Raw genomic sequence first — 16,969 nt, forward strand, 5'->3', positions numbered from 1 at the left:
TGGGCACAATTCCGGCCCTATACCCTGTACGCCTCTGAAACGGTGCTGATGCATGGGGGCAGGCACAGAGCGCACGACGCTGTGCTTATGGAATCCACTCGCTTACAGGTGACACGGTGAATACATTTATTGCGCTGGAAAAGCTCGAAGAGATTGATCTGCAGGATTATCACGAGGTCTGGCTGACGACTTCAGAGCGTTGGCCTCAGGATCCGGAAACGGCACAACGGGTGTGCCTCTGGCGAGCCGACCGTGAATTGACCCGGGACGTGGAAATCGACGATGTGTATTTTCAGAACCTGCCCCGCTTGTGGCTGCTGGTCGATGATCTGCACGACAAGCCAGCGGTCAGCCATGTCGAGCAGGCCCTGAACGTGCGCATCGGCGAACTGCAACTGGAAGGTGAGTTTCTCCCGGACGAGAAGGACAAGGTGCCGTCCGGCGACAAGCGCACGGACCTGAGAAGCTGACAGGGAAGACATCCGTGGCAGCGGATCCCTCACGCTGCCACCACCGTTGACGCCTCCGATCTGTCAGTCGCCCAGCGCTTCAAGAAAGTCCGAGGATGGGACAAAAAACAGCGTCCCGCTGACCGCTTTGCTGAAATCCAGCAATCGGTCGTAATGGCCGACGGGCCGCCCGACGAACATGTTTTCGAGCATCTGCTCCAGTGGCTCCGGCGATCGGGCGTAACCGATGAAATAGGTGCCGAATTCATTCGACCCGGGACGGCCGAACGGCATGTTGTCCCGCAGGATCTTGACCTCTTTCCCGTCTTTTTCGATCACCGTCAGCGCACTGTGAGAGTTGCTCGGTTTCACCGAATCATCGAGCTCGATATCGGACAGCTTCTTGCGACCGATGACGAGTTCCTGTTGCTCCACGGTCAGACGGTTCCAGGCGTTCATGTCGTGCAGGTACTTCTGCACGATCACATAACTGCCTCCGGCAAACGTCGGATCCTCGTCACCCACAATCGTCGCCTCGACGGCTTTGTTGCCGACCGGGTTCTCGGTGCCATCGACGAAGCCGACCATGCTGCGCATGTCGAAATTGCGGAACCCGTGCACCTCGTCAACCACCTGAACCGCGTCGCCCAAGGGCGCCAAGAGTTGCGTGGCGAGCTCAAAGCAGAGGTCCATGCGGTCGGCACGCAGATGCAGCAGGATGTCGCCCGGCGTGGCGATTGCCTTGCGCCCTTCCACGCCGAATTCGCGAAAGGTGTGCAGAGAAGCCGGCCGGGTGCTACCGAACAGAATGCCCCAGGCATTGAAGCTGAACCCGCACACGCAGGATAAATTGCCGTCGGGTACACGCTTGCCGACAGCGCGCACGAGCCCGGCAATGTCCGCGCACCAGCTTCTGACTGCTTGTGCAGCCTCTTCACCGGAGGACAGCGTCGCCACCATGAAGATCGCGCTGCTGGTAATCGGCGTGTCGACGCCCTGCGGATAAGGAGTGTTTTTCATCATGGCCCGTGCATTCCTCGACGACTCCAACCATCGCCTGACGATGGACCGAGGGAGATTACCACTCCTGCACGCGCTTCGGACGTCTCCTACAGTTATCGCGGCGTCACTCGGATTCGCGGCTGACACAGACTCTGTAGGAGCCGGCTTGCTGGCGAAGGCGTCATGTCAGCCGACATCGTCATTGGCTGAGACACCGCATTCGCTGCCCTCGTAACCTCCGACGTCCCCTACAGTTATCGCGGCGTAATCTGGATTCGGGGCTGACACAGACTCTGTAGGAGCCGGCTTGCTGGCGAAGGCGTCATGTCAGCCGACGTCACCCTTGGCTGACACACTGCATTCGCTGCCGTCGTAACCTCCGACGTCTCCTACAGTTATCGCGGCGTAATCTAGATTCGTGGCTGGCACAGACTCTGTAGGAGCCGGCTTGCTGGCGAAGGCGTCATGTCAGCCGACATCGTCATCGGCTGTCCCATCGCATTCGCTGCCGTCGTAACCTCCGACGTCTCCTACAGTTATCGCGGCGTAATCTGGATTCGCGGCTGACACAGACTCTGTAGGAGCCGGCTGGCTGGCGAAGGCGTCAGGCCAGCCGACATCATCATCTGGATTCGGGGCTAACACAGACTCTGTAGGAGCCGGCTTGCTGGCGAACGCGTCAGGTCAGCCGACATCATCATTGGCTGACACACCGCATTCGCTGCCGTCGTAACCTCCGACGTCTCCTACAGTTATCGCGGCGTAATCTGGATTCGGGGCTAACACAGACTTTGTAGGAGCCGGCTTGCTGGCGAAGGCGTCATGTCAGCCGACATCGTCATCGGCTGTCCCATCGCATTCGCTGCCCTCGTAACCTCGGACGTCTCCTACAGTTATCGCGGCGTAATCTGGATTCGGGGCTGGCACAGACTCTGTAAGAGCCGGCTGGCTGGCGAAGGCTGCATCAGACACATCGAAGCTTACAGACAGACCTTACCCAACTCAGCTGATGTCCGACGCAGCATGTCGCTCTGGCACCTGTTTGTCTTCATCACCCCAGGTGCGGTTCACCCGCAGGCCTCGGACCACCGCGGGTCGCCGGGCGATTTCTTTCGCCCAGCGCTGCACGTGGGTGTACTCGTCGGCCGCCAGGAATTCGGCTGCCGAATAAACGTTGCCGAGTGCCAGTTGACCGTACCAGGACCAGATCGCGATGTCGGCGATGGTGAAGGTGTCGCCCGCCATGTATGGGCTTTCGGCTAGGCGACGATCCAGCACGTCCAGCTGACGCTTCGCTTCCATGGTGAAGCGGTTGATCGCGTATTCGATCTTCTCCGGCGCATAGGCATAGAAATGCCCGAACCCGCCCCCCAGATACGGCGCCGCACCCATCTGCCAGAACAACCAGTTCAAGGTTTCGGTACGTCCCGCCAAATCGGTCGGCAAGAGTGCGCCGAACTTTTCGGCAAGGTACAGCAGGATCGAACCGGACTCGAACACGCGAGTCGGTGGCGTGGTGCTGTGGTCCAGCAACGCCGGAATCTTGGAGTTGGGGTTGATGTCGACGAAACCACTGGAGAACTGGTCGCCTTCGCCGATGCGAATCAGCCAGGCATCGTACTCAGCGTCCTTGTGCCCGAGCGCCAGCAGCTCCTCAAGCATGATGGTGACCTTGACACCGTTGGGCGTGGCCAGCGAATACAGCTGCAGCGCATGCTTGCCGACAGGCAGGACTTTGTCGTGGGTAGGACCGGCCACGGGACGGTTGATGCTTGCAAACTGACCACCGGACTCGGCCTCGTTTTTCCAGACTTTCGGGGGAACGTAAGCTGCTTTAGTCACGAAACAAACCTCTTTGTGGGGCCATTAAGGTTGATCACTGGATCACACGTATCGCCGCGGGACGACACTGTGGGTCATGATGAGACCGGCCAGAAGTGAGAGCGGTTCAGGGTATGTGTTTACCGTGCTGGCGCTCAAGTGACATTTCACTGCCTGCCATCGACGCCCTGTTCTTCACATTGCCGCATTGAGGTGAGTTGTTCCCATGCCCGAGTCCCTTTACCATCCGCCCTTCTCCGGCGCCAAAATCGCCGTGATATGCGAAGGCCGTCTGCTGACTTACCTGCGCGACGACACGCCCGCGATCCCCTGGCCCGGTCTGTGGGACCTGCCCGGCGGGGGCCGTGAGGGCGAAGAAACGCCCGAGCAATGCGCGCTGCGGGAAACCCACGAAGAGTTCGGCCTGATACTCGACCCTGCCTGGATTGTCTGGAAACGGAGGTACCCCGGACAAGGCGCGAACGGCCTCGACACCTGGTTCTTCGTCGCCCATGTGCCGGCCGGAACCTTTGAGCGGGTGATATTTGGCGACGAGGGTCAGCGCTGGGAAATCAAGACGGTAAGCGCCTATCTGGACATGGACCAGGCCATTCCCCACTTGCAGCAGCGACTGCACGAATGCCTGTCCGATGACACCTGATCCGGGGTATGTCAGACCGGGCCGGGCTCACCCGCCACCGATTTTGCGAACAGGGGCCCAAGCTGATCCGCTGGCACCGCTTTACTGAAATGAAACCCCTGAACTTCATCACACGGGTGGCGTTGCAGACATTCCAGTTGTTCCAGCGTTTCCACGCCCTCGGCCGTCACCGTCATGCCCAGCGAGCGCCCCAGGTCGATCATCGCCTGTACGATCGCCTGATCGTTGCCGCGCTCGGTCAGGTGCGCGATGAAGCTGCGATCAATCTTGATGCCGTCCAACGGGTATTTGCGCAAGTACGCCAGCGAAGAAAACCCGGTGCCGAAATCGTCGAGGCTGAGGCGAACGCCCAGGGCCCTCAAGGCGGTAAGGGTTTTCAGCGCACTGTGGGCGTGGTCGAGGAGCACCCGCTCAGTGATCTCCAGTTCAAGCCGGCTGGCCGGTAATCCGCTGCTGTGCAGCGCGCTCGCCACGACGGCCACCACGTCCTCGTTTTCCGCCAGCTGACCAGGCGAAAGGTTCACCGACAGGCCAATATCGCTCGGCCAGGTCATGGCCTCGCGACAGGCATGTTCCAGCACCCAGCGGCCCAGCGGCTGAATCAGGCCGGTTTCTTCGGCCAGCGGAATAAAGGTATCGGGCGGCAACAGGCCACGTTCCGGGTGCTGCCAGCGCACCAATGCCTCGAAGCTGCGCAACGAGCCGCCGAGGGTTGTGTAGCGGGGCTGATAGTGAATACGCAGTTGCTCCTCGGCCAACGCCTGGCGCAACGCCTGTTCGAGTTGACGCCGCGCCAGCAAGTGGGCATTCATGCCGTCGACGTAGATCCGCCAGGTGTTGCGCCCGGCCGCCTTGGCCTGGTACAGCGCGATGTCGCTCATTCGCAGCAACTCGGCGGGCGTCTGCGCATGAGTCGGCGCCAGCGCGATACCGACGCTGGTGCCGATGAACACCGTTTGCGTGTCCAGATCGAAGGGCTGGCAGAGGTCATCGACCAGCGCCGCGCACATCGCCCCGACCTCGGTCTGATCGAAACTGCCGAGCCGCACCACGATGAATTCATCGCCGCCCAGCCGCGCGACCATACCGTCCGAGGGCACATGGCGGAGCAGACGTTCGGCGACTTCTTGCAAGACCCGGTCGCCAAAGGCATGGCCCAGCGCGTCGTTGATCGGTTTGAAGCGATCCAGGTCCAGACTCAATACCGCCAGCGGCGACCTGACCGCACTGTCCAGATGCTCACCCAGAAACTGATGAAGCCGAAAACGGTTGGGTAATCCAGTGAGCGAATCGTGCAACGACAGTTGCGTGAGTTCTTTCTGGCTGGCGTGCAACGCTTCGAACTGAGCGTCGATCTGCCGGGCCGACGCCAGGGCGTATCGCACCAACATGGTCAGCACGATCGCCAGCGCCAGAACACCGGCGATGAACAGCGGCAACGTTTGCCGCAGCAGGTCCATGCCGGGGCTTGGCGGCATCCAGCTCAATTGAATGCCCGACCCCAGCAACGGCATTGAATCGACGCCGCGCTGCGGCCCGGTCGAAACGGAAATGGTCGGCAATCCGTAGGTTTCACTCAGATGCGCAAGCTTGTCGGCATCGAGGACGGTGACGAACATCATGACTGAAGCCGGCCCTGGCACGGGCTGGATCAGCGGGTCCCATCCCGGACTGATCGTGGCCGCCGCGGCAAGTGCCGGCTGCCCGCCGACCTTGAGCGCACGCACGACACCATCGTTCTCCTGGGTCGATTGCCGGGCGTCGGCGATTAACCCATTCAAGTCCCCTTCCAGCCAGTCACTGGCTTGCAGCATCGAGGGCGTGCCGTCGATGACCGCGTACACGGTGCGGTCCTGGGCGTTGATCACCAGCACGCCGTTGTAGCCGTACAGCTCGAACGGAATAGGGCCGACGTTGCGCTGATCGTCCGCCCAGGTCTTGTCCACGGTCATGTGCAGGTGTTTGTACGCCTCACCCCATTTCGCGTAATTGATGATGTTGCGCCCCACTTCGTTACGCACCTGCTCCATCGTGCGCGAGATGAATGTGCGCGAGCGCTGCTGCACGTCCAGGTCCTGGCTCAGGGCGTTCTTGACCAGCAGGTAACCGCCCAGACCAATGAGCAACAGCAACGCAAGAATCGCTGGAAACAGGCGCAGGATCAGCTGTCGGCTTCGACGGGTGGCAACCCAGCCGGTCAGCGTGGGGGTGGGTGTGGACATGCGGACACCTGAATACATCGAGAACAACGATGGGCAGCGCGTCAGGCTCGACTGACGATACGCTTCGTCATACCGGCCAATGATTGCGAATGGCTATCGTAACTGGCTGTTTATGCAGGAGCTAGCCATCATTTGGCTTCAGAGGCAGAAGCTGCGATGCGATGGCTGCTTTGTCGATGACCGAATGGACGTTACAGACACGCCCCTGCCTGAACGCATAGAACACGTTCTCGGTGAATTGAATACGCCTTCCGTTGACCGGCAGACCAAAAAGCTCACCGACCGGTGTGCAGTCAAAGCAAAGCCGCACGGCCACATGCGGCGGGTCGGTGATGAGCAGGTCAAGGGTGAAATGCAGGTCCGGGATGGCGCGAAAATCGTTTTCGAGCATCGTTCGATAGCCGGATAACCCGATGCGTTGGCCGTTGTAATGAACGTCCTGATCGACGAACTCACCCAGTGCGGGCCAGTCCTGACGATTGAGACAATCGATGTAACCGCGATAGCGATCACTCAGTTCCTGCTTATCCATGGGAAGCACCCTTCTGCAGTTGCGCCATTAGCACTCGAGAGTTTAGGGCGCCCGGCGGGCGTGATGGTTCAAATCGGCGCACTGGCCGCTGGGGGTTAATCAACGCTCTACCCCACATTGTTACCCGTTGCGCAACACTGTTTATCCCGGACAATTTGCCGCAGCCCGGCCAATTTTTGCTATCTTTACCAAATTAACTAACTGGTTAATTACCCTCCGACATCCCTCCGGCGCTGACAACCGGGCGGCCGTCGTGCTGAAAAACCGTTCTCCCCAATCCCTTGAGCGCATGCACAACGCTCATCGTCAGCAGGATCACGCAACATGACAACGTCTCGACCTTCGGCATCCGTCAGTCGCTGGCCCATCTGGGTCGTCGCACTGGGCGTGCTTGTTTTTGGATTACTTTTCGCAGCGGGTGGCGGCTACCTCGTCACACTGGGTGGCAGCTGGTACTTCCTGCTGGCCGGTCTCGGTATGATCGCCTCGGCGTTTCTGCTGTTCAAACAGCGCGTCTCGGGCGCCTGGCTGTTCGCCGCGATCATGGTACTGACCGTGATCTGGGCGCTGGCGGATGCTGGACTGGTGTTCTGGCCACTGGTCTCGCGCCTGTTCGCACTGGCGGTATTGAGCCTGCTGGTGGCGCTGGTCTACCCGACACTGCGCAAGGCCAACGGTCTGCCGGGCGGTCAAGGCGGTTACCTGTTGGGCGGCCTTCTGGCGATTGCCATGGCAGCCGGTTTCTGGGGCATGTTTCAGCCTCACGCGTCGGTGCCCCCTACCGGTGACGGCCCTGCCCTGACCAAGGTCGATCCGGCCAAGGCGCAGAAAAACTGGGCCCATTACGGTAACGACGAAGGCGGCAGCCGTTTTGCGGCGCTGGACCAGATCAACCGCAGTAACGTCGCCAAACTGGTGCCGGTCTGGACCTACCACACAGGCGACGTCGCCCTCAGTGACGGCAACGGTGCGGAAGACCAGATGACCCCGCTTCAGGTCGGCGACAAAGTGTTCATCTGCACGCCGCACAACAACGTCATCGCCCTGGATGCCGACAGTGGCAAACAGCTGTGGAAGAACGAAATCAACGCCAAGTCGGCGGTGTGGCAGCGTTGCCGCGGGCTTGCGTATTTCGACGCCACCGCCGCCGTCGCTCAGCCGACTGACGGCAGCACCCCGGCGGCTCCCGTGACCGTACCGGCCGGTGCCAACTGCCAGCGCCGTTTGCTGACCAACACCATCGACGCGCGTCTGATTGCTGTCGACGCCGACACCGGCGAGTTCTGCAAAGGCTTCGGCAACAACGGCCAGGTGGATTTGAAAGCCGGCCTGGGCAAGGTACCGGACTCCTACTATCAATTGTCGTCCGCGCCGTTGATGGCAGGCACTACCGTGGTGGTGGGCGGTCGCGTTGCCGACAACGTGCAGACCGACATGCCAGGCGGCGTTATCCGTGGTTTCGATGTCGTCACCGGCGAGATGCGTTGGGCGTTCGACCCGGGCAACCCTGAAGACAAGAAAGCCCCTGCGGCCGACAGCACCTACGTGCGCAGTACACCGAACAGCTGGGCGCCGATGTCTTACGATCCGGCCATGAACACCGTATTCCTGCCGATGGGCAGTTCGTCCACTGACATTTACGGCGTTGAACGCACCCAGCTCGATCACACTTACGGCGCCTCGGTACTGGCGCTGAACGCGACCACCGGTGAGCAGAAGTGGGTGTATCAGACCGTCCACAATGACCTGTGGGACTTCGACCTGCCGATGCAGCCAAGCCTGATCGACTTCACCAAGAAGGACGGCAGCAAGGTTCCGGCAGTCGTCATCGGCACCAAAGCCGGTCAGATCTATGTGCTGGATCGCCACACCGGCCAGCCGCTGACCGAGGTCAAGGAAGTGCCGGTCAAGCCGTCCAACATCCCGAACGAGCCGTACTCGCCGACCCAGCCGAAATCGGTGGGCATGCCGCAAATCGGCGCGCAAACCCTGACCGAGTCGGACATGTGGGGCGCGACCCCGTTCGATCAGTTGCTATGCCGTATCTCGTTCAAGAAAATGCGTTATGACGGTCTGTACACCGCGCCGGGCACCGACGTTTCCCTGAGCTTCCCGGGCTCGCTGGGCGGCATGAACTGGGGCAGCCTGTCGACCGATCCGGTGCACGGTTTCATCTTCGTCAACGACATGCGTCTGGGCCTGTGGAGCCAGATGGTGCCGCAGCAAAAAGACGCGAAAGCATCGTCCGGCGGCGAAGCGCTGAACACCGGCATGGGCGCTGTGCCACTTAAGGGCACTCCGTATGCGGTGAACAAGAACCGCTTCCTGTCGGTCGCCGGCATTCCGTGCCAGGCGCCACCGTTCGGGACCTTGACCGCCATTGACATGAAGACGCAGAAGATTGCCTGGCAGGTACCGGTCGGCACCGTGCAGGACACCGGCCCGATGGGCATCAAGATGCACATGCAACTGCCGATCGGCATGCCGACGCTGGGTGGCACGCTCTCGACTCAGGGCGGCCTGATCTTCATCGCCGGGACGCAGGACTACTATCTGCGCGCCTTCAACAGCGCCAACGGTGAGGAAGCCTGGAAAGCCCGTCTCCCTGTGGGCAGCCAGGGTGGGCCGATGACCTTTGTGTCGCCGAAGACCGGCAAGCAGTACATCGTGATCACCGCAGGCGGTGCGCGTCAGTCAGCGGATCGCGGGGACTACGTGATTGCTTATGGGTTGCCGGACAGTCACTGACAGATGAGGTTGGCGGAGCAGTGATGGGTTGGACCTGTCAGCGAAACTGCTCCGCGAGCACCCAACCCTGTGATTGATCGTTCCCACGCTCCGCGTGGTCACGCAGGTACTGACGCTCTGCGTCAATTGAGACGCGGAGCGTCCTGTCGAGCATTACCACGCGGAGCGGAAGAATGATCAACCTGATCAGGCGCCGTCAAAAAAAAACCGCTGTCGTCAAGACAGCGGTTTTTTTATCCCAGCAGACGATCAGTTGCCGGCAACCTGAGCCACCTCACCCGAGGTCACCAGGGCTTTGAGGGACATGTCGAACTGCTTCAGCGCATTGATCTGCAGGTCACGTTGCGAATCAATCTGAGCGGCGATTTCCGGCGCTGCCTTGTCATGCACCCAGACCGACGTCAGCGCCTTGGCACCGACGCCTTGCGCTTTGCCGATGTACTGCAGGTTCGAGTCATAGAACTTGGCAACGAACCGCGCCTCGACCTGGCTGTTACGTTGGGTCACCAACTGGCTGTACGTGTCGAGCATCACCACCACATCCGGACGCGCCTTCATCAGTGCATCCAGGTTGTCGTAGACCGTGACCGAAGCAAATTCCTTCGCCAGCGAGCCGTGCAACCACTCAATGGCGAGTTTGGGATCGGAGCTGTTGACGAAGGCATTGCGAATACGTGAATCCAGTGCACCGTTCTTGACCCCTTTCAACGCAACCGCGTGGTAACGCTCAAGGTACTCAAGGGTGGCGACGGTGTTTTCACTGTAAAGCACACCGACAGACTGAGTGTGCTTCAGGGCAAAGGTGCTGTCCGCCACCGGAAGGAAGTGGCACGCCTGCTCCTTGGAAACGTAGTCGGAAGCGTAGGCCGGAACAGTGGCAGCGGCGCCACCTGCCAGTACAGCGACAAGAGTCAGTAACGTTGAAATTCTCATCGCGGGGCATCCTTCTGAAGCCAGTTCGGTATGGCTCTATCCTGCTCCTTTGCTGGAAAAAAAGAACTCTCAATCCTTGATGTTAACTATCGATTGCACGAATGGTACGTGCACAGAAAGAGTCCTTTACGTTTTCCTGAATAAAGCAACTTTTCAATATGCTTATCCAGACTAACTCACCAGGCAAAGTTGCCGATGACTTGGCGAACTTTATGCAGCGCCTGCACTAAGGCGCCCGGTTCGAGGGAGCCCAGCGCGAGACGAATCGCATGGGGCACCGGCGTGGAAACCGCGAACGGCTCGGCGGTGGACACGGCGATATTCTCCGACAGCAGCGCGACGGCCACCTGATCGGCACGTACCTCCTCCGGCAAGGGCAGCCACAGAAAATACGAAGACGGATGGCTGATCATTTGCAGCCCCGCCAGGGCCTTCGCGGCCAGCGTCTGGCGGTGCCGGGCATCGACGCGTTTCTGCGCCTCCAGCCTGGCGACCGTGCCGTCTTCGATCCAGCCGCAGACCAGCGCCGTCATGACGCCCGGTGTGTTCCAGGTGGTCGCCCTGATGGCGCGCTCCATGGCAGGCACCCACTGCAGCGGCGCGACCACGTAACCCACCCGCAATCCAGTGGCGATGTTCTTGGAGAAACCCGATACGTAAACCGTCAGTTCCGGCGCCAACGCCCTCAAGGGTGCAGGCGCCCCGTCGGCGAGAAAGGCGTAAGCGGCGTCTTCGATGAGCATCAAGCCATGAGTCCGCGCGATGTCGACCAGACGTTGGCGCCACGGCCCATCCATCACCCAACCCATGGGATTGTGCAGGGTCGGCATCGTGTAGACGGCCTTGACTCGTCGCTTGTGACACAGCCTCTCCAGTCCCTCCAGATCAGGGCCATTCCCGGTCAGCGGAATCGGGACCAGCTCCAGCCGATACGCCTCGGCGATGACCTTGAAACCGGAATACGTCAGCGCATCGACCGCCACCACATCCCCCGGCTTCAGCAACGCCATCACCACGGTGGCCAGGCCGTGCTGCGCGCCACTGACGATGAGCAATTCCTCTGGCTCGACCGTCAGCCCACGATCCGCCAGGTGCCGGGCGATGCACGCACGCTCATGCCCTCGTCCGGCGTGCGGCTGATAACGCAACAACGCCTCAAGATCCCCCGACAACGCCAACTGCCGCAAGCCGCCACGCAGCAACTCAGCCTGCCCGGGCAACGCCGGGTAGTTGAAGTTGAGGTCCAGCATGCCGGCGGCCGTGGCCTGTTGATCAACGCCATGGCTGAGCGGCAGGGCGATTTCCCGGACGAATGTTCCTCGCCCGGTTTCACCGCTGACCAGGCCCATTGCCTCAAGCTCCGCGTAGACCCTGGAGGCCGTCACCAGCGCCAGGCCCTGCTCTTCAGCCAGCTGCCGGTGAGTGGGCAAACGCGTACCGGGCGGCAGCGCACCGGACGCGATCTCGCTTGCGAAGCGGTCGACGATGAGTTTGTAACGAGCACGGGGCACGGGCGATGTATCCATGACAATTTTTTGATTGTAATGATTCTGCACCCTAGGATTGATCCCGCACAACCGACCGCTTCACCGAACGCGATAGTCATCGCGCCTTGCGTGCCGGTCATTATCGAGTCCGTCGCACATGGAACAGGCATCGAACCTGCAGCAGCGCAGCATTGACAAGACATCGAGTGGATGGCTCAACGGACTGATCGGCGTGATCATCTTCAGTGGTTCACTGCCCGCAACCCGCATCGCCGTGCTGGAGTTCGCGCCGGTCTTTCTGACGGTGGCCCGAGCCTCCATTGCAGGCGTCGTGGCGTTGTGCGTGCTACTGCTGCTGAAACAGAAACGCCCCGCGCGCTCACAGCTGCTGCCCTTGTTCATCGTCGCGATGGGCGTGGTGGTCGGCTTTCCCCTGCTGACCGCATTGGCACTGCGATACGTGACTTCGGCGCACTCGATCGTCTTTGTCGGCCTGCTGCCGTTGGCCACGGCAGCTTTTGCCGTGTTGCGGGGTGGCGAACGTCCGAGGCCGGTGTTCTGGGTGTTTTCGACATTGGGCAGTACGGTGGTGGTGGGATTTGCCGTCTCGCAGGGGCTGACGGCCTCGCCGGTTGGCGATCTGTTGATGCTGCTGGCGATCCTGGTGTGCGGCCTGGGCTACGCCGAAGGTGCGAAGCTCTCCAAGACACTGGGCGGATGGCAAGTGATCTGCTGGGCACTGGTGCTGTCATTGCCGGTCATGCTGATCCTGACGGGGTTCACCGCGCCCCCTTCGCTTTCGCACATTTCGCTGCCTGCCTGGCTCAGCCTGGGTTACGTGTCGCTGTTCAGCATGCTGATCGGGTTTGTGTTCTGGTACCGGGGTCTGGTGCAGGGCGGTACCGCCGCCGTCGGCCAGCTTCAATTGCTGCAACCGTTTTTCGGACTGGCCCTGGCCGCAACCCTGCTGCACGAGCAGGTCAGCCCCGGCATGTTGGCAGTGACCGTCGCGGTGATCCTGTGTGTGGCGGGTGCGCGCCGGTTTTCCCGCTGAGCCTGAGCGGACTCAGTTCGCCAGGGCGTTCGAGGCGCGCTTGATGTACACCAGCAAACCGCTCAAACAGATCAGCACCATGCCGAACACCGACGACATGACCGGATAACTGTCGAAAAACACCATGCCGTACCCGGTCGCGAAAACGATCTGCAAGTAACCCAGCGGAGCAAGCAAGGAGGACGACGCGTACTGGTAGGCCTTGGAGATCAGGAAGTGCGCCGACAGCCCCATGCCACCCAGAATCAACAGCAGCACCCATTGCAATGCACTGGGCGACACCCAGTAAAAGGGCACGACCAGGCTCAGCAACGCAGTGCTGAACACGCCGACGTAAAAGCTGCACATCCACGGGCTGTCAGACTCGCTCGCCAGCTGCGTCAGCAGTTGATACAGGGCGAAGAAGAACGCCGTTGCCAGCGGAAATAACATCCACAGCGAGAAGCCATCCCCCGTCGGGTTGATCACCACGAGCACGCCGACAAAGCCCACGATCACCGACAACCACTGCAAGCGATCCGCCTTGATGCCGAACAGCAAGGGCGACAGGAGCGTGACGAAGGCCGGCGCGAGAAACACCAGTGCTGTCGACTCCGCCAACGGCACATGGGTGAGGCCAAATAAAAAGGTCAGGCTGTCGGCCAGCAGCACCACCGCTCTGAGCAGATGCAGCCAGGGACGTTGGGTGTGAAAGACGTTTTTGTCGCCACTCTTCGCACGGTTCCGGAGGATGACACTGGTCACCAGCACGGTGTGAATCAGGTAGCGCGCCCACGCCACGAATATCACGGGAAGCGCAAGAATCAGGACTTTGGACACCGTATCGTGACTGGCAAACGCCAGCGCTACGCTGGCCATCAACCACATACCGATGACATGACGGTGGGAACGGGTAGACGAATTCATCGGGCCAACCGGGGATGGAGTGAAAGACGGGAACACCGGGCGGAGTACACCACAAGCAGGCACCGCGTCCAATGCGCAGCCTAAACTGCCGGGTTTGCGCCACCTCGGGTAGTCTGAAAACGCGCGCCAGATGCGCAGCAGCGACCCGGCGGTCAATTTCAGCCTATATAATCGCCTCCGCGTGCGCTCGATTGCCCGCCCTCGCCCGTCCCCTTCAGGAAGTCGCCACACGATATGAGTGTCAAGGAACCCGAAAAATCCGGCGCCGTGCCGCGAATGGCCGATGTCGCCAAACTGGCGGGCGTCTCCAAAATGACCGTGTCGCGGGTGCTGGCCGGGCGGGATGTGTCGCCCTCGACGACTCAACGGGTGCAAGCAGCGATCGATAGCCTCGGCTACTTGCCGGACGCCTCGGCCGGGATGCTGTCGAGCGGACGCTCCGAGTTCGTCGTCGCGCTGGTGCCCTCGCTGGTCAGTTCCAACTTTGCCGACACCGTGCGCGGCCTCAACGACGTGGTTAGCAAACAGGGCTTGTGCCTGTTGCTCGGCGACACCGATTACCACCTTGAACAGGAAGCGCTGCTGGTCCGCACCTTGCTGCGGCACCGCCCGCTGGGGGTGATGCTCACGGGCAGTTCGCACCTGGACAGCACCCGGCAGATGCTGCGCCAGGCGCAGGTCCCGGTGGTCGAAACCTGGGACGTGCCCGACGACCCCATCGAACAGTCCGTGGGTTTTTCCAACGCCGACGCCGCCGCGACCATGGTTCGTCATCTGTACGACAAGGGGTATCGGCGCATCGCGTTCATCGGCGGCGCTTCGATGCTCGACCATCGCGGCCAACAGCGCCAGCGGGGCTACCTGACCGCCCTGACCGCCCTGGGGCTGGAACCGCGGATCATCGAACATGGGGAATCGCCGATCACCATGAGTCATGGCGGCGAATCTGTGGCACTGCTGTTTGAGAAATGGCCCGACACGGATGCCGTGATGTGCGTGAGCGATCTCTCAGCGTTCGGCGCGATCATGGAATGCCATCGCCGAGGCCTGAACGTGCCGCGTGACATTGCCGTGGCCGGATTCGGCGACTTCGAAGTTTCACGCTATTGCACGCCGAGCATCACCACGATTGCCGTTGACCCTTATGACATCGGCCGTCGTGCGGGAGAGCTGCTGCTGGCAGGCGCCAACGCCCGCCGCGAAGGCCTGCCGCGGCCTTCAGCGGTGGTGGTGACGGGGTACGAAATCCTGGCCAGAGAAAGCACCTGACGCGTTAGCCTGCCGTGAAGGGCCGCGCAGCGGTCCTTAAATCATCCAGCACGGTGAGCCAGGCTGACCGTGTTTGCAGGTCTACTGCCGCTGCGCGCCAGATCGCGGGACAAGCCACGCTCCTACGGACTGCGGCGAGAATAAAAAACCAATCGCATACCGTCACGCCTATTGCGACGTTGCTATCGCCCAGAAGGCGTGCAGGCAAACCGCAATCCCGCTTCTGCCCGGAGGGCGTGGGAGCAGTCGGAGGTTACGACGGCCGCGATCTGGCGCGCAGCGGCAGTAAAGCCAGCCGCATCGACGCTCCAGATACACCGCGGTCGCCGACTTCGCTGCCCTTACTCCGCAGATCGATGGCACGCCAGGTGACGACCACCGCCCAACATCAAACACCTGGCATCCCGAAGCCTCTCCTATCGACTACGGCTCACACGCCAGACCCGATTCCCCACATCGTCGGCCACCAACAACGAACCTTGCTTGTCGAGGATCACGCCTACCGGCCGGCCTTGCGCGTCGCCGTCGGCATTCAGGAACCCGGTCAGGAAATCCACCGGCATCCCTGATGGCTGGCCGTCCTTGAAGCCAATGAACACCACCTTGTAACCCGCCTGCGGATTGCGGTTCCACGAGCCGTGCTCGCCGACGAACACACCCTCGGCAAAGTTGTGTGGCATACCGCGGGCGTCGGAGTAGGTCAGGCCCAACGGGGCCACATGGGTGCCCAGCGCGTAATCGGGGGCGATGGCTTTGGCGACCATGTCAGGACGCGGCGGCTGCACGCGGCTGTCGACGTGGTTGCCGTAATAGCTCCACGGCCACCCATAAAACGCCCCGTCTTTCACCGACGTGAGGTAATCAGGCACCAGGTCACTGCCGATTTCGTCGCGCTCGTTGACCACCGTCCACAGTTCATCGCTGCCTGGCTTCCAGATCAGCCCGTTAGGGTTGCGCAGGCCGCTGGCGAACAGGCGTTTCTGCCCGCTCTTGACGTCGACCTCCCAAATGGCCGCCCGGCCTTCTTCCGCCTCAAGGCCGTTTTCACCGACATTGCTGTTGGAACCCACGGTGACATACAGCTTGGAGCCATCACGGTTGGCCACGATGTTTTTGGTCCAGTGATGGTTCAGGCCCGCCGGCAGATCAGTGACCTTTACCGGCGTCGCGCTGATCTCGGTCTGGCCGTCCGTGTAAGGCACCTTGACGATCGCATCGGCGTTGGCAATAAACAGCTCGTTACCGATCAGCGCCATGCCGAAGGGCGACATGAGTCCGCTGACGAACACCTTGTGCACCTCGGCCTTGCCATCGCCATCAGCGTCACGAAGGATCGTGATGCGATTGGCACTCGGGGCTTCAGCACCGACGCGGCTCATCACAATGCCCGACGCCGTGCGCTTGACCCAGGCCATCAACCCCGTCCCGCCATCGGTGACACCTTCAGGCTTGGGCGGCGTGTTGCTTTCGGCCACCAGCACGTCGCCGTTCGGCAGGCTGTACAGCCAGCGCGGGTGCTGAAGATTGTCCCCCAGCGCCTGGACCTTGAAACCGTCGGGCGCTTTCGGCGTCTCGCTCCCGCTCCAGCCTACCGCCTTGGACACTTTCAAGGTCGGGATGACAGAGCTGACAGGCTCGGGCAATTGCGGCTTGGGACCAACACCGGCCTGAAAAGGCAACTTGGAAGACTCACCACAGGCGCTGAGCAACGCAGCAGCGGTCATCAGCAGTGCACATCGGCGCAACACAATCATCTTGTAACCTCGCGACGGCCATCCGTGGGCCAGTGTTTAAAAATCAACGTCTTTCGAAGTATGGCCATGTCGCCTGACGTCAAACAGCGTGCGGGGCACACATCAGATTTGTTTTTCAGGCACGAATCTAC

The 16,969-nt window shown here is 61.1% G+C and carries 13 protein-coding genes; 5 read left to right on the top strand and 8 right to left on the bottom strand.

The features are described from left to right. Positions 1-116 precede the first annotated feature (116 nt). Positions 117-470, top strand: coding sequence for a hypothetical protein (locus BLS87_RS14965; RefSeq protein ID WP_074753268.1), 354 nt, complete (start codon positions 117-119; stop codon positions 468-470). A gap of 63 nt (positions 471-533) precedes the next feature. Here the strand turns inward: BLS87_RS14965 and BLS87_RS14970 are convergent, their stop codons facing one another. After that, a complete protein-coding gene (locus BLS87_RS14970) occupies positions 534-1,472 on the bottom strand; it encodes a Dyp-type peroxidase (protein WP_074753269.1) in 939 nt (312 codons plus the stop codon). Between the two features lie 981 nt (positions 1,473-2,453). After that, positions 2,454-3,293 (bottom strand): glutathione-dependent disulfide-bond oxidoreductase, encoded by an 840-nt coding sequence (gene yghU / locus BLS87_RS14975; protein ID WP_074753270.1) that lies wholly within the window; start codon positions 3,291-3,293, stop codon positions 2,454-2,456. Between the two features lie 205 nt (positions 3,294-3,498). On the opposite strand from yghU, the gene BLS87_RS14980 reads away from it, so the two are divergent. Beyond that, positions 3,499-3,933, top strand: a complete 435-nt coding sequence (locus BLS87_RS14980) for an NUDIX hydrolase (protein WP_074753271.1) — start codon at positions 3,499-3,501, stop codon at positions 3,931-3,933. An 11-nt stretch (positions 3,934-3,944) separates the two neighbouring features. Here the strand turns inward: BLS87_RS14980 and BLS87_RS14985 are convergent, their stop codons facing one another. Together BLS87_RS14985 and BLS87_RS14990 are read right to left on the bottom strand one after the other, a co-directional pair. Continuing rightward, positions 3,945-6,155 (bottom strand): bifunctional diguanylate cyclase/phosphodiesterase, encoded by a 2,211-nt coding sequence (locus tag BLS87_RS14985; RefSeq protein ID WP_074753272.1) that lies wholly within the window; start codon positions 6,153-6,155, stop codon positions 3,945-3,947. 121 nt (positions 6,156-6,276) lie between these two features. After that, a complete protein-coding gene (locus BLS87_RS14990) occupies positions 6,277-6,687 on the bottom strand; it encodes an ester cyclase (protein WP_074753273.1) in 411 nt (136 codons plus the stop codon). A gap of 324 nt (positions 6,688-7,011) precedes the next feature. Between BLS87_RS14990 and BLS87_RS14995 the strand changes: the two genes are divergently transcribed. Continuing rightward, the gene (locus BLS87_RS14995; RefSeq protein ID WP_074753274.1) at positions 7,012-9,435 is read left to right on the top strand and encodes a glucose/quinate/shikimate family membrane-bound PQQ-dependent dehydrogenase; all 2,424 of its coding nucleotides are present in this window, start codon (positions 7,012-7,014) and stop codon (positions 9,433-9,435) included. Positions 9,436-9,684: 249 nt separating this feature from the next. Here BLS87_RS14995 and BLS87_RS15000 read toward each other — a convergent pair whose 3' ends face one another. Together BLS87_RS15000 and BLS87_RS15005 are read right to left on the bottom strand one after the other, a co-directional pair. Beyond that, entirely contained in the window at positions 9,685-10,368 is a 684-nt protein-coding gene (locus tag BLS87_RS15000; RefSeq protein WP_074753275.1) for an ATPase, read from the bottom strand. Positions 10,369-10,544: 176 nt separating this feature from the next. Then, complete coding sequence (locus BLS87_RS15005) at positions 10,545-11,879, bottom strand: aminotransferase-like domain-containing protein (RefSeq protein ID WP_074753489.1); 1,335 nt, start codon at positions 11,877-11,879, stop codon at positions 10,545-10,547. Positions 11,880-12,012: 133 nt separating this feature from the next. On the opposite strand from BLS87_RS15005, the gene BLS87_RS15010 reads away from it, so the two are divergent. Continuing rightward, on the top strand, positions 12,013-12,909 hold the full coding sequence (locus BLS87_RS15010; RefSeq protein ID WP_074753276.1) for a DMT family transporter: 897 nt from the start codon (positions 12,013-12,015) through the stop codon (positions 12,907-12,909). A gap of 12 nt (positions 12,910-12,921) precedes the next feature. Here BLS87_RS15010 and BLS87_RS15015 read toward each other — a convergent pair whose 3' ends face one another. Then, positions 12,922-13,815 carry a DMT family transporter gene (locus BLS87_RS15015; RefSeq protein ID WP_074753277.1) on the bottom strand — a complete coding sequence of 298 codons (894 nt, stop codon included), beginning with the start codon at positions 13,813-13,815 and terminating at the stop codon, positions 12,922-12,924. A 234-nt stretch (positions 13,816-14,049) separates the two neighbouring features. Between BLS87_RS15015 and BLS87_RS15020 the strand changes: the two genes are divergently transcribed. Next, the gene (locus BLS87_RS15020; RefSeq protein WP_074753278.1) at positions 14,050-15,084 is read left to right on the top strand and encodes a LacI family DNA-binding transcriptional regulator; all 1,035 of its coding nucleotides are present in this window, start codon (positions 14,050-14,052) and stop codon (positions 15,082-15,084) included. Positions 15,085-15,500: 416 nt separating this feature from the next. Here BLS87_RS15020 and BLS87_RS15025 read toward each other — a convergent pair whose 3' ends face one another. Continuing rightward, the gene (locus BLS87_RS15025) at positions 15,501-16,838 is read right to left on the bottom strand and encodes a PQQ-dependent sugar dehydrogenase (protein WP_074753279.1); all 1,338 of its coding nucleotides are present in this window, start codon (positions 16,836-16,838) and stop codon (positions 15,501-15,503) included. Positions 16,839-16,969 lie beyond the last annotated feature (131 nt).

The sequence above is a fragment of the Pseudomonas abietaniphila genome (assembly GCF_900100795.1).
Classification (GTDB): domain Bacteria; phylum Pseudomonadota; class Gammaproteobacteria; order Pseudomonadales; family Pseudomonadaceae; genus Aquipseudomonas; species Aquipseudomonas abietaniphila.

Bases quoted from the DNA above. Each gene is read 5' to 3' on its own strand.
- BLS87_RS14970 (WP_074753269.1), bottom strand. From the start codon at position 1,472: ATGATGAAAAACACTCCTTATCCGCAGGGCGTCGACACGCCGATTACC.
- BLS87_RS14980 (WP_074753271.1), top strand. From the start codon at position 3,499: ATGCCCGAGTCCCTTTACCATCCGCCCTTCTCCGGCGCCAAAATCGCC.
- BLS87_RS14985 (WP_074753272.1), bottom strand. From the start codon at position 6,155: ATGTCCACACCCACCCCCACGCTGACCGGCTGGGTTGCCACCCGTCGA.
- BLS87_RS14990 (WP_074753273.1), bottom strand. From the start codon at position 6,687: ATGGATAAGCAGGAACTGAGTGATCGCTATCGCGGTTACATCGATTGT.
- BLS87_RS14995 (WP_074753274.1), top strand. From the start codon at position 7,012: ATGACAACGTCTCGACCTTCGGCATCCGTCAGTCGCTGGCCCATCTGG.
- BLS87_RS15000 (WP_074753275.1), bottom strand. From the start codon at position 10,368: ATGAGAATTTCAACGTTACTGACTCTTGTCGCTGTACTGGCAGGTGGC.
- BLS87_RS15010 (WP_074753276.1), top strand. From the start codon at position 12,013: ATGGAACAGGCATCGAACCTGCAGCAGCGCAGCATTGACAAGACATCG.
- BLS87_RS15015 (WP_074753277.1), bottom strand. From the start codon at position 13,815: ATGAATTCGTCTACCCGTTCCCACCGTCATGTCATCGGTATGTGGTTG.
- BLS87_RS15020 (WP_074753278.1), top strand. From the start codon at position 14,050: ATGAGTGTCAAGGAACCCGAAAAATCCGGCGCCGTGCCGCGAATGGCC.
- BLS87_RS15025 (WP_074753279.1), bottom strand. From the start codon at position 16,838: ATGATTGTGTTGCGCCGATGTGCACTGCTGATGACCGCTGCTGCGTTG.